Origin of the sequence: Enterococcus sp. DIV1283b, from assembly GCF_051710965.1 — a bacterium.
GTDB classification, from domain to species: Bacteria; Bacillota; Bacilli; order Lactobacillales; family Enterococcaceae; genus Enterococcus_B; species Enterococcus_B lactis.
On the sequence record NZ_JBIOLR010000001.1, the window covers coordinates 594,349 to 608,504 of the forward strand.

At 33.3% G+C, this 14,156-nt stretch carries 10 protein-coding genes; 8 read left to right on the top strand and 2 right to left on the bottom strand.

The annotated features are described in order from the left end of the window. The first annotated feature begins 75 nt into the window (after positions 1-75). Positions 76-477 carry an ArpU family phage packaging/lysis transcriptional regulator gene (locus IGJ53_RS02830; protein ID WP_438749512.1) on the top strand — a complete coding sequence of 134 codons (402 nt, stop codon included), beginning with the start codon at positions 76-78 and terminating at the stop codon, positions 475-477. 464 nt (positions 478-941) lie between these two features. After that, on the top strand, positions 942-1,637 hold the full coding sequence (locus tag IGJ53_RS02835) for a DUF3800 domain-containing protein (RefSeq protein WP_438749514.1): 696 nt from the start codon (positions 942-944) through the stop codon (positions 1,635-1,637). A gap of 1,071 nt (positions 1,638-2,708) precedes the next feature. Here IGJ53_RS02835 and IGJ53_RS02840 read toward each other — a convergent pair. Together IGJ53_RS02840 and IGJ53_RS02845 are read right to left on the bottom strand one after the other, a co-directional pair. Next, the gene (locus IGJ53_RS02840) at positions 2,709-3,002 is read right to left on the bottom strand and encodes a hypothetical protein (RefSeq protein ID WP_172891936.1); all 294 of its coding nucleotides are present in this window, start codon (positions 3,000-3,002) and stop codon (positions 2,709-2,711) included. 98 nt (positions 3,003-3,100) lie between these two features. Beyond that, entirely contained in the window at positions 3,101-3,724 is a 624-nt protein-coding gene (locus tag IGJ53_RS02845; protein WP_259741774.1) for a hypothetical protein, read from the bottom strand. Between the two features lie 282 nt (positions 3,725-4,006). Between IGJ53_RS02845 and IGJ53_RS02850 the strand changes: the two genes are divergently transcribed. The 6 genes from IGJ53_RS02850 (at position 4,007) to IGJ53_RS02875 (ending at position 13,062) form a co-directional block, all read left to right on the top strand. Then, complete coding sequence (locus tag IGJ53_RS02850; RefSeq protein WP_259741775.1) at positions 4,007-4,855, top strand: Rgg/GadR/MutR family transcriptional regulator; 849 nt, start codon at positions 4,007-4,009, stop codon at positions 4,853-4,855. Positions 4,856-5,205: 350 nt separating this feature from the next. Continuing rightward, positions 5,206-5,784, top strand: coding sequence for a restriction endonuclease subunit S (locus IGJ53_RS02855; protein ID WP_086285784.1), 579 nt, complete (start codon positions 5,206-5,208; stop codon positions 5,782-5,784). Between the two features lie 5 nt (positions 5,785-5,789). Continuing rightward, positions 5,790-8,864 (top strand): type I restriction endonuclease subunit R, encoded by a 3,075-nt coding sequence (locus tag IGJ53_RS02860; RefSeq protein WP_181954114.1) that lies wholly within the window; start codon positions 5,790-5,792, stop codon positions 8,862-8,864. 101 nt (positions 8,865-8,965) lie between these two features. Then, the gene (locus IGJ53_RS02865) at positions 8,966-10,207 is read left to right on the top strand and encodes a restriction endonuclease subunit S (RefSeq protein WP_375379630.1); all 1,242 of its coding nucleotides are present in this window, start codon (positions 8,966-8,968) and stop codon (positions 10,205-10,207) included. A 15-nt stretch (positions 10,208-10,222) separates the two neighbouring features. Continuing rightward, positions 10,223-11,839, top strand: coding sequence for a type I restriction-modification system subunit M (locus tag IGJ53_RS02870; protein WP_259741777.1), 1,617 nt, complete (start codon positions 10,223-10,225; stop codon positions 11,837-11,839). A 77-nt stretch (positions 11,840-11,916) separates the two neighbouring features. Then, positions 11,917-13,062 (top strand): Abi family protein, encoded by a 1,146-nt coding sequence (locus IGJ53_RS02875; RefSeq protein WP_259741778.1) that lies wholly within the window; start codon positions 11,917-11,919, stop codon positions 13,060-13,062. Positions 13,063-14,156 lie beyond the last annotated feature (1,094 nt).

Here is a 14,156-nt window from a genome sequence, read left to right on the forward strand (position 1 = left end):
TAAGAGTGCTTATATCACACCAACGAAAAAATCGAAAACTTTGATACATCAATTATAACATAAAAAGGTGATTTGATGATATCAGATAAAGAAATCAGAAAACGAGCGAAGAGCGTTTTAAGGACTTGCCCAAGGTTGCAACGATTATGCGGTGATATTCATACATTGAAGTCTGTTACATTGTCAGATATGCCTAAAAATGTTTCTAAGATTAATCATACTGAAAACATCACCGTTCGTCAGATTGATAGACTAATTGAGGCGCAGAACCAATTACAAAGCATTAGAGAAGCGCTGGATATGTTAAGCACAGATCACAGGGAAATACTTACAAGAATATATATCACTCAACATGATAAAACACAGCAATACATCGCTGATGAAATGGCAATGGCGCTAAAAACACTACAAAGCCATCTAAGAATAGCTTTAGTAGAATTTGCAGAGGCGTATCATTATGAAAATCTATTTATCTAATGACCATTTCATTTGGTTTGGTTAAATAGCAGAATATGAGACCTTTGAAAAGCAATATGGCAGCTAGGCGAAAAATTGCGCTGAGTAATGAAAGTAAAACCTAAGGTCACTCAGATTGACCTTAGGTAGATGAAGATATAATAAAGGGTATCCCTTTTTAGAGATACCCTTTATTTATTATTGTTACTTTACCACTGAGCTTATGTGCAATGAGCATAGCTTTTTCTTTTGATTCAAAATGCCACGCTTCTTTTTTGGAGTATGTGTATTTATAGTCAGGGGTGATGTAACCATGTAAAACAGTAACTGCATACATTGTGCATCGATCCTTTTTAGCGTGTATTTTAATCTCTTTAGTAAGCGTTGTCAATATAATTGTATTATGTTAACATAAATCATAGTAAAACTTGTTTTTATCTTAAAAAAGATATAAAATTATTTATTATAATTAAGTGGAGTACAATATGCAAAAAGTATATTTTTATTTTGATGATTCGGGAGTATTACATAAGAATGATCCTAATCGATATTTTGTTTATGCAGGTTTATTTTTTTTAGATAACAATTCAAAAAACGACTTTAAAAGAAATTATTTTAGTATCAATAAGAAAATTAAAGAACATCTAGGATTTAAAGGAGAATTAAAAGCATGTTTTATTAAAGATCCTAAGTATAAAGCATCTCTGTTTAGAACTATGAAATATGAAAATACTATGGGCTTAACAGTTGATATAGAAAGAGTTTATTCTAATATTCTAAGTAGCAAAAAGTCTATTCATAGATATAAAGATTATGTATTAAAGAGATTGGTTAAAGAAGAATTAAAACACCATATTAATCTAGGAAATTTGGACTCATCAGAAGATATACAAATTAATATTTGTGTAGATGAACAGGCTACTGCAACAGATGGTTTTTATAGCTTAAAAGATTCTATTTTTGAAGAACTTAAAAAAGGAATTGTTAACTTTGATTATGGGACATTTCACGAACCACTTTTTAATAGTGAAGTTATAGTAAATGTAACTTACTGTAATTCTGCGAATAATTATCTGATTCAAGCTAGCGATATTTTAGCTAATAGATTGTGGACTTCATTTATCAAAGGAAATAAAGAATTAAGGAAAATCCCCAATCATAGATGTTTAAGATTGCCGTAAGAGAATAGAATAGTCAATTTTATTATTGACACTAGAGAAATAAAACAATATACTTGAGTCACAGATAGGTGTTACACCTAGACTGATTACATGGTGAAACTGATACTAAGTATTAAGCGTAGTCTAAATACGCCAGCCATCATGGGACCTATTATAGGTCTTTTTTTATTTTTTAATATAGAAATAAAAGGACCTCTCTCCTTTTAGAGATGTCCTTTTTATGTATTTTGGCATGGTGGACTTTTGAAAAAGGTCTGTGCTTTTGTCTGTATCTGTAGTAAAAATTAATGGTTTTTAGTAGTAATGTAAAATAGATAAAACCTTGATATAGCAAGCCTAAACATTACTAATCTAATTTGATTGTAACCCTAGAATTGAATGGAAGGGTCTGTGGGGTAATACTTAAATATAGAGGTTGTGACAGAAGTGGGCAGCTTCAAGAAATAAGAAGGAATTTACGAAAATTGCTTCTCCAATTTTTGTGAAAATTCGGCTTATTTCCGAAGAAGCTACTTCTGGAACACCGTGAATCAGAGGTTGTGAAATCAGCGGTTTGACCTGAGTATTAGAGAAAAAAACGGGAAAATAGCTCCTCATATTTTGCCGTTTTTTGAGCTAATACCGAAGGTCAGCTGATTGAACACCGTTTAGTGGAGAGGTTGTGAAAAAGCTGCCCTGCATCAAGTAATAAGAACAGCCAAACAAAAATAGTTCCTCATATTTTACGTTTGGTTGAGCTTATTACCGCAGATGCAAGCTTTTGAGCACCGTTTATTCGGAAAAAGGAGCTGCGACAAGGCTTTTGTCACAGCTCCTTTCGTAATAAGGTGAAATGAAAATAATTTCTTTCAAATGGACGAAGCTATCAGCTAGCTATATGAGAGTAAATTTGATGCAAAAAACAGAGCCAAAACAGTCTTAGTGTTCGTAGCTCTGCTTGTATGTTTCAAATTTAAGACAAAGAGTCGGCAAAAGATGTTGATAAGGAAGATAAGATTACTGTGTTATATAAACTAGGAAAAATACAATACTAGGTAACTAACTATAACAAGTAATTTTAAGAGATTCTTATTAGAAGACGTTCAGGAATATAACTAAGAAAATGACTATACAGGTAATTGTCATTTCAATAATGTTTTCTAATTTTCGCGTCTTTGTTTTAAGAAAAAGACCAGAACCAGTTGAAAAAAAGTTGGTACGATAGTGAAGGGGGACAAAATTTCCTACTAATATTCCCACTAACAAGAGATAAAATGGCCAGTTTGGTGTGATTCCTCTATAAAAAAATGCCCACGCTACCGAAATCCCATAGATTAGCAACTGAACGATTTTTACAATGAAAAAAATTTTTTTGCCATTACTCAAAGTCTCTTCCTCCTTGTATCGTTTATTTGTTTCATTTTATCATTATGATAGGCGCTTGAACAATACATTTTGTATTTTCTTGAGTACTCTTGGATAAACTACCAGCGATTATCATATTTTGACGACCATCTTGCTTCAGTAAGGGTCATACGTGCAGTACAAGTATTGCCATGACGATCAATTTGATCTCTACAAGTTTTTGATAAGCTTGCTAAATATGCATTGGCGCCTCCGATCGCTCCAAAAATTACTCCAGCAATCCAACCGATGCCAGTAGCAGTAGCCCATGCAGCAGCTACTCCTGAAGCTCCAGCATTTCCTGACCACGCAACAAACATACCATTGTAAGCGGTTCTTGCAGTTTGTTTGCCGTTACTTGTTTTGTAGTAAACATTCCATCCACCATTTTGTATTCTTTGACTCACGCCACCTTTGCGGGTTGTTGCAACTGCGCCATCGTATTTGTTCATTAAATAAGTAGCTTTTGCTTCGGGGCTTAATAGTCCTTTACTTTGAAAATCTATAACAGCCGCCTCTTTTTCCATCTCAATCCATTTATCATTTTTAATCACATCGTCAATTGTAGAAACTTGTTCCTTAGAACTAATTTCAGTAGCAGAAACCAGTGTTGTTCCAGTAACAGAAAATATACTTGTTACTAATAAAAGTGAGAATAACATTGCCGCTGTTTTTATTGATTTAGATATTCTTTTTATTTTCATAATACTTCCTCCAATTTTATGGATATAAATTTTTTCTCTTAATTGGTCTTAACGCCTTTTTTCGTTGATGACAACCTAATTTTTTTGTAAAAAAATGGCTAAATTTGCAGGTATACATTAGACTGGAGTTACCACCTGCCATCCGAACGTTATTTCTAAAAACTGAATCATTGTTTTCCCTCCCTTCTTCTTTTTAATGGTTGATTACTATTACATAGTAAAAAAAATTTAGAGATTTGGAATGAATGTTATAAAAATAGGTAGAAATTTGGTGATGTAGAAATGAATCATGGAGAAATGATTAAAAAAATGAGGATGACAAGAAATATTAGCCGAAAAGAATTAACCAGAGATACTATTTCAATCAGTACATTGCAACGTTTTGAAAATGAGAATGCCAAGGTAGATATAGATACTATATGGATTTTTTTAAATAGATTGAATATTCAAATTGATGAGTATTATCTCGAATACAATCATTATCAATCTAATAAGAAGGAAACATATGGATCGAAATTTAGAGATTATATTGTTTTAACTAATAGAGGAAAATCTTTTTTGGAAGAGTTACAAAGAGAATATATAGTAACAAACGATATTTTTTACCTCTATCTATTAATTCAAGCTAAGGCAGTGATTAATCGGCTCCCTAAATATTCAGCCATCCCTATAACTAGAGAGGAATTAAAAACAATTTATGACTATTTGAATAGGATCGATCACTGGGGCTATTTTGAATTAGCGATGTATACAAATTGCTTAGCATTTTTTAACTTTGAATTAAGATTGTTTAACTATCACGATGTTGTATCACAATTTAGAAAATTTAAAAATTCATCTAAACACAACCATGCCTTTATAAAGTTTTTAATCAACTCCATTTTGCTTGCTTTTGAAGATGAACGTTGGGAAGAAATCGTTAACTTATTAGGTTACCTTTATGATAGTACGAATGATTCTGATTTTATCAAGGGTAGGTTATATTGGAAGTTTCTTTCTAGACTATATCAATCAATAACGGGGAATTTCGAGTTCAATGGTTCTCTAACAATTGAAGTATTTAAATTATTGGGATATGAAGATGAAGTTGAGAATCTAATCGATATAGAAGAAGCAGTATTAAACAAGTAAAATGATTCATAAATGATTAAGTAGTTTTTTTTATTTGTAGGTTACTGATTATTTTAGGAAGGAATTACTTGCAAAAGCAAAAAGCGAGACGAAGAATTTTGAAAGATTTAATTAGGTTCAAATTTGGGGCTCTTATTTAAAAAGTTCCAAAACATTGATTTTTGATGTGTTGGGATCTTTTCTTTTTATTGTGAGTAAGGTAAGAATATCCTTTGATTTTTTGTTATATTGATTTATTTCTAAAAAATGCTTGTTTATTTCTTCTTAAAGGAGTAATATTATTTTTGTAAGCAAGGCTGTAATATAAATATATTTAATAAAATCGTTTTTAGCTTGAAGGAGGAACAGAGATGGAAAAGCAAAAACTTTCTGAGTTCGTGAGTTTTATCCCAGGAATCAACCAATCCAGAGCTGAAAAACAGTTTGGCGACCAAGAAATCAATTATTATGATCAGTCTTCATTTGATGAAGATGATAAGCACCATGATGAAATGAGTCGGGATGAAAAAATCAATTATTTATTTGACAGCGAAGTATCTTTAGATAAACGAGATGTTGTCATTAGCAATTCTCTCCAACGAGCAACGATGGTCAGTGAGAAAAACATAGGGAAAGTGCTATCCTTAAATTTTACAAAAGTAGAATTTCACAGCGAGGAATTAGACAAGCGCTATTTTCTTTACTTATTTAATCAGTACAAAGATATCCAACGCCAAAAAGAACGAGAACTTCAAGGAACAGGACCAAATTTGAGGTTAACTAAGCAGTCTTTAGAACAACTCGTTATACCAGTCGTTTCATTATCAGAGCAGCAACGAATCGGCGAAGTTTATATAGAATCTTTAAAAATACAAAGTAAATTAAGTGAGTATGCTCGGTTAACAGAGCAGTTTACCGGAGCTATACTAGAAAAAAGTTTGGAGGGATAGAATAAATGAAAAACCAGTCGAGTATCAAAAGCCAATCTGAATTAAAGTTCGAACTAGAGGTCATTGACTATTTAACAAAAATTGGCGGAGTAAAGCAGTGGGAATATAAAAAAGAAATCAAAACAACAGAACAATTATGGAATAATTTCAAAAACATTCTGGAACAAAATAATCATGCACGTTTAGATGAGCCATTATCAGTGACAGAATTCAATCAAGTAAAAAAGATTATTTCCTCTATCAATTCCCCTTATCAAGCAGGGCAATTTTTATATGGAGTGAATGGCGTATCAGAAATTGAAATTGATCTTGATGACGGGAGACATGTATTCCTAACAGTTTTTGACCAAGCGCAAGTGGGTGGCGGGAATACCGTGTATCAAGTAGTAAACCAAATTGAACGTCCGAAAGTAATTGATGGAAAGCAAAATCGCCGTTTTGATGTGACGCTATTAATTAATGGGTTGCCCATTGTCCAAATCGAACTGAAAAAAGCATTACATAATGCGACAGAAGCACTAAATCAAATGGAACAATATATTGCGGAAAAACAATTCAGTGATATCTTTTCAACTCTACAAATTTTAATCGCTATGACCCCATTTGATATACGTTACATGGCAAATACGACCTTACAAAATTTTAACCGAGCTTTTGCATTTAATTGGCAGGATGAAGAAACAGCCCACCCCGTTCGTTCATGGCAAACATTCGCTGATAAAGTATTGTCCATCCCAATGGCTCATGATTTGGCCACTCGTTACATGATACTTGATGGAACGAAGAATAAAGAAAGTATCAAAGTGATGCGGCCTTATCAAGTATACGCAACGAAACGTGTACTAGATAAAGTACGCAAATACAATTTTAAATATGATGATGGAAAATTAGGCTATGTCTGGCACACGACAGGATCAGGAAAAACAATCACAAGTTTCAAAACCGCATGGCTGGCAAGCCGGTTACCTAATGTAGACAAAGTCATCTTTTTAGTAGACCGAATTGCGTTGACCAATCAAACTGCAGATGCGTATCGTGCGTATGATCCAGTAGCTGGCTTTGAAGGAAAGACAGGTGTAGTGAGTGATACAGCGAACATTTCTGATTTACATCGTAAGCTCACGAAGAAAAGTGACAAGAATATTATAGTCACAAGTATTCAAAAAATGTCTCGCTATGTGACAAAAGAAAACTTTAAGCCATTAGACGACAATATCTTGTTTATTGTCGATGAAGCGCATCGTTCAACTGGTGACGGGACACAAAATGAAGGCATGCTGGAGACCATCCGCAAAGCTCTTCCAACTTCCGCGTGGGTTGGTTACACAGGTACACCGAAGTTTCCAGAAACACGAGAGATTTTTGGTGATCTACTGCATGCTTACACAATTAAAGAAGCAATTGCAGATAAAAATGTTCTTGGTTTCAAAGTTGAATTCAAAGAAACGATCGAACCTCCAAAAGATCCAACGGAAGAAGATATCGATGATAATATTCGTGGAAGTGTCTACGACTATAGCCCAGAACATGTGGAATTAGTAGTAGAAGATATTTTTGACAATTGGAAAGAACGTTCCAATAACCGCAAGTACAATGCATTATTCACTGTCCATGTAGGAGGAAATCGTCCTAGTACGCCGCGAGCAATGGAGTATTTTGACAAATTTATGGAAGAAAACAGTAAAAGAGACCCGGGAGATCGGCTAAAAGTAGGCATTAGTTTTTCAGCAGATACGTCAAATGGTGTCCATCAATTAAAGACGAATGAAAATCTCCATCGAGCCATTAAAGCATACAATGCTTTATTCGGAACAGCTTTTGACATGACTTCGGTCAAAGCATACACAGAAGATCTAGCTCGACGATTAAATAAGACTGCAGATGATGGGAATTATTTAGATTTAGTGATTGTCGTTGACCAGTTACTGACCGGATTTGATGCACCAGAATTAAATACCCTTTATATTGATCGTACGTTGAAGGGTGGGAACCTGATTCAAGCATATTCTCGTACGAACAGAATTCATAATCGAGAAGCCAAACCTCAAGGGAATATTGTGAATTATCGATGGCCGGTTCAAAATGAATACGAGATGAATAACTCTTTTGCTATCTACTCAAATAGAGATTCTGCGGCGGAACAATTAACCTTGGACGAATTAAAAGAAGAAAATGAAGCGTCCGGAATTCTATCAAAACCATTTAGTAAAGTGGAAGAAGAAACGAAAGAAGTCATTCAGACACTTGCTAAATTAACAGATGATTTTGTCCAACTTCCACCAAGTGAGAAAGCGCAAGAAGAAGTATTTAAAGGATTGAAAGATTACAACCGCTTATTAAGCCAATTAAAACAATATACGGAAGATGATGAAAAAAATCCGATTTCTGCTTATGATGAACCAGAAGCTTTTTACGAACGCTTGGGCATTACAGAAGAACAAGAAGTGATGTTGACCACTGTTCTTGCGAATGAATTAAAAGAACGGCGAGCTGCTATAGAAGAAATCGATATCTCACAAGTCAATTTAGAAATGGTCCATATTCATGATGTGACGATCAATTATGATTACTTGATTGAATTGATTGCACGAATGGCGGATGAGGTTCACGCAGATGAAATGAATCAGGCGAAACAAACAAGAAATGAAATTGACTTGGAGATCGCAAAATCGGATAATGAAAAAGAAATTACGAAAGTACGTAACTTCGTGGCGAAAATATTTACAAAAGAATTCGAATTCGAAAGTTATCCAGCTCCTCGTGACATTGAAGAAATGAATCAAGCAATGGAACGCTCACAAATGGACAGCAACATCAAGCTGGTGACAGAGTTCGTCCGTACTTGGGGCCTCGATAATAGTATAAGACCTAAAGAGTTGGAAAAACTGATCAAGAAACACAGACTCGGCCAAGAAGACATGGATAAGCAAGGAGAATTAACGACGATTATGAACGATGCGCGTGCAGACTATAAGGAAATCGCTGCACCTGAAATCGCAGCATTGTCGTGGGTCAAATATCGCATTGAATTTCGTAAAGCATTTTACAAGATGGCAGATGAAATCAAGAAAGGAGAATAGAGCTGTCGATTAGGCGCTCCTTCCTTTGATTGACCAATAGAACGTGCTTAAAATAGAAACAATCTAAGTTAGAACGATCTGACTTAGAAGATCAGAGGAGAATGAACATGCAAGAAGAAAGAACAAATGTACCAAAAATTAGATTCAAAGGATATGCGGAAGAGTGGGAAGAGCGGAAGTTGGGGGACGGCATGTACATTAAGTCTCGAATTGGTTGGCAACGTCTAACAAAAGATGAACAGCTTCCTAAGGGGGATTACTATCTTATTACCGGAACAGATATTAATGAATTAACACATACCATTGACTTTGATAAAAGTGTTTATGTATCGAAAGAGCGGTATGATAAGGATCAAAATATTCAACTAAAAAATGGAGATATTATTGTTACAAAAGACGGTACCATTGGGAAAGTTGCAATGGTAAAAGGTTTAGATAAACCTGCGACACTTAATAGTCATTTATTTGTAGTCCGAGATTTAAGTGCTAAAGTGAACAACAGATTTCTATTGCATATTTTAGATTCTCCTTTGTTTAAACGTTTTGTGGATGCGACAAAAACTGGAAGTACATTAACAGGGCTTCCACAAAAAACATTTGTGAATTTCACGTATTATTTGCCTACAATGGCAGAACAGAATAACATTTCAAGTTTTTTAGATACCTTAGATTACACCATCGCTCTTCATCAGCGCAAGCTGGATTTGTTGAAGCAAACAAAAAAAAGTTATCTTCAAAAGATGTTTCCGAAAAAAGGCGAAGACAAACCAGAAATCCGATTTGCAGGATTCACTGACGCTTGGGAAGAGCGTAAGCTTGGAGACTTAGGTTCTGTCGCAATGAATAAAAGAATTTTTAAAGATCAAACTTCGGACAATGGAGAAGTTCCATTTTTTAAAATTGGAACTTTTGGAAGTTATCCTGATGCTTTTATATCTCGAGAACTATTTGAAGAATATAAAGCGAAATATCCGTATCCTGAAGTTGGAGATATATTGATTTCTGCTTCTGGAAGCATTGGTAGAACTGTAGTATATCAAGGAGAAGACGAGTATTTTCAAGATAGTAATATAGTTTGGTTAAAGCATAATGGTCGATTAGATAATAAATTTTTACAGCAATTTTATTCAATTGTTAAGTGGCAAGGTTTAGAGGGGAGTACAATTAAACGGTTGTATAATAAGAATATTCTTGATACAAACATAAGTGTTCCTACTCTGGATGAACAAAATAAACTAGGTGCCTTTTTTGAGCAATTGGACGACACTATCGCTCTTCATCAGCATGAGCTGGATTCGCTAAAAGAAATGAAAAAATCATTACTGCAACAAATGTTTGTCTAAAAGGAGAGAAATTAAATGAGTAATGCAAGTGAGATTACATCAAAATTATGGGCTATGGCCAACAAACTACGAGGAACGATGGATGCTAGCGAGTACAAAAACTACATCTTGCCATTCATGTTCTACCGTTATTTATCAGAAAACCAAGATGACTATCTAAAAAAGAACGGCTTAGAAGAATATTATGAAGTAACAGACCCAGAAGAAAAAGAAGATTATCTACAAGAAATCAGCCGCGGGATTGGCTACGCGATTGCGCCTGAATATACATGGGAGCAATTAGTAAAAAAAATTGAAAATCATCAGATCAAAGCGAGTGATTTCCAAGATTTGTTTGATTCCTTCAATGCCAATGCGAAGCGTAACCCATTAGCTGAGGATGACTTCGCCAATGTCTTTTCAGATATCAACTTAGGGGATACTCGTTTAGGATCGAATACGAATGAACGTGCGAAAGCACTGAATGACATTGTGTTGATGATTAACGATTTTGTTTTTAAAGACGAAGCAGGGCATGATATCCTTGGAGATGTGTACGAATATTTGATCGGTCAATTTGCTGCTAATGCTGGTAAGAAAGGTGGGGAATTCTATACCCCTCATGAAGTAAGTCAAGTATTAGCTAAAATCGTAACAAGCGATGCAAATGTAGAAGACAATCAGTTTCGAGTATATGATCCAACGATGGGTTCAGGCTCTCTGCTATTAACAGTAAAAAAAGAACTGCCTGACGGAGATAAATCAGGAAGCGTGGATTTCTATGGTCAAGAATTAAACACAACCACTTATAATCTGGCACGGATGAACTTGATGATGCACGGCATTAATTATCAAAACATGAATTTAAGACGTGCAGATACACTAGATGCAGATTGGCCGTTTGCAGAAAAAGAGGGAATGCAGATTCCATTGAAATTTGATGCAGTGGTAGCTAATCCGCCATATTCCGCAAAATGGGATATCAAAGATGTAGACCGTGAAAAAGACACACGTTTCAAAGGATATGGTGTGGCACCTGCTTCAAAGGCTGATTATGCATTTGTTTTACACGGACTCTATCATTTAGACAAATCTGGTACGATGGCGATCGTTCTTCCTCACGGTGTACTATTCCGTGGAGCTGCAGAAGGAAAGATTCGCAAAAACATCATTGACAATAATTTGTTAGACGCAGTAATCGGAATGCCGGCAAATCTCTTCTATGGAACAAGTATCCCGACAACTGTCTTGGTATTTAAAGGAAGAGAAGCGCGCAAGACTAAAGACATCTTATTTATTGATGCCTCCAGTGAATTTGTTAAAGGTAAAAATCAAAACAAACTATCAGATGACAATATCAACAAAATTATTGAAACGTATGAAAAACGAGAAGACGTTGAAAAATATGCACATGTAGCGACATTGGAAGAGATCATAGAAAATGATTACAACTTGAATATTCCTAGATATGTGGATACCTTTGAGGAAGAAGAAGTAATCCCACTATCACAAGTAGCGCAAGAATTAAGTGAAGTAAAAGCTGAAATCGATCGTTCTACTGCTAATCTATATGAAACGATGAAAGAATTACAAGGATTAACCCCAGAAGCACAAGAAGAACTAGATAAGTTTATGAAACTATTGGGTAAGTAGTAGAACAATAAATATGAATAAAAGAGGAAGATTGTATATGCGACCTAGTCTTTCTCTTAACTTCATAATTATAGGAGGTGATTTTTATTAATAATGATGAATTAGTTAATTTAAAAATACAACTGGAAAAAGAAGAACGAGCTAAACAGGTTTCTGAAATAATACCAGAAGAACTCCATATTCTTTGTAAAAAAGCTGAAAATAAAGAAATTTTTTCGATTGAAGAGCAAATTGATTATGCTAGATTTAAGGGCATAGAAATATCTAAATCAGATGAAGATGACGTTCGTGATATATTATTAAATAGAACATATTATTTTAAAGTAACTGCGTACCGTAAAAATTTTGAAAAAGATATAAATGGAAAATATAAAGACTTGTCATTTATTAAGTTAGCTGATTTAGCGAAGATTGATATGTATTTAAGAATGATTTTGAGTAGGATGATTTTTGAACTTGAACATTCTCTGAAAACTTTGCTAATAAGTTCAATCACTAATTCATTAACTGAAGATGGATATACAATCGTTGAAGAATATGATAGCTATATGCAAAAGGAATATATTAATAGACAAAGAAAAAATGGAGATAATAGGCTAGAGAAAGAAATCTTATACGAATATACTCAAGCTTCAAAAAAAATTTTAGATAAGGTTAAAGGAAAACATGGATATGATTTTGATTTTTATCATCATCATTATGATAGACTTTCAATTTGGGCATTACTAGAGGTAATGACACTAGGAAATTTAGAAAGATTTATCAATTTTTATTTCAAAAAAGAATATTTTGCCTATCGAGGACTGAAAACAGCTAATCAACTATTAAAATATGTTACGAATGTTAGAAATGCAGCTGCACATAGTAGACCACTTATCTATAATATTGTTGAACCATTTCAATATGGTAGAAGTGGTAACGAACTAAAAAATAGGAGACCCGTGATTCAATTAACTCAGTTTGCAACAAAAGCAGGTGTAGAGGCTGATTTAAGTACTAAAGCACTCACCAATATGAAAATGAATGATATTGTAGCCACGTTATACCTTCACGAAAAATACGTCAAAACTCAAAAATTAAAAACAAAAAATTCTGAGGAATTAAAAGAGTTACTTAAACGTATGAAAGTTCATGCTCATATGTACGAAAAGAATTATGAACTTGTAGAAATGTACCATTTTTTTGAAAAAATTGTATTAGAGTATGGAAAATTAAATGCTTGACTATTGAGTGCTTACAGTGATATTCTTTACTTAGATGAAATACCCCTTCCGAAAGGGTAGATAGCAACGGGTAAAAGCGAAGCTATTTTAGGATTAATGATGTTAAAAATAAGTATCTTGTAGTGTACTTATTTTTGGCATCATTTTTATTTTGTCTATATTTGAAATTATGTTCATCATTAGCCAAATCGTCAAATAGTGGAAAGAAATTGAGTCAATTTTATAAAAAATATTGTCTACTAATCATTTTTTTTATTTTCACAATAGTAAAAACCTACTAGAGGTTATTGGACTTTCTGCTAGAAACCTTGATACGTGAGGTTTCTATTTTTTTATTCTATAATATTATCTAAAAACATTTAGATTAAATGATTTAGGATTTTTCGGTTGAAATCTTAAGTAAACAAATTTAAGAATGTGATATAACAAAAAATGAATATAGAGTAAAACCCCGTTATTGCAAGTGAATTCTCTAAAAGTAAAATTATTTAAACATCTTACCTGAACTAAAAGTGGTAGTTGAAATTTAATGCAAAGATGGTGCTAAAAGAAAAAGCAGTGCGGTGTACCTCAAAGTGATTTGGGAATATTCAAATAAGAAATTAGCAGCTATATAAAGATATTTCGTTATTTATAAAATATCATCAAACATACTAGAAAATTTAAGAAGCTTAAGTTTCTAAAACATATATATAACTTATTTTCTATTAAAAAAACTTCAGCAATTATTTAGAAAATTAATATATTTCCGAGGTAAGAAGGATTTAGTTATCTTAGCTATTAGACAATAGTAAAATGTTTTTCATGACAAATAATAATATTGCTTTATACATTATTATTCGAAGCTTGCTCATAAAAGGTCATAAATAGGTATTGTTTTATTTTAAATACATATATCTAGAAGGTCCAAAATCTTAATCCGATAACTGTTTAATTAATTTTGTAGAAAATACAAAAAGAAATATCGATAAAATAAAACGGTATCTTTACGTATAACTTATTACTAAATTTTAGTATTCTTATGAAAGAATAAAATGTATAAATAATATTATATAAATTAAATTACTAGATAAATTTTATGTTTTTCGAAAAAA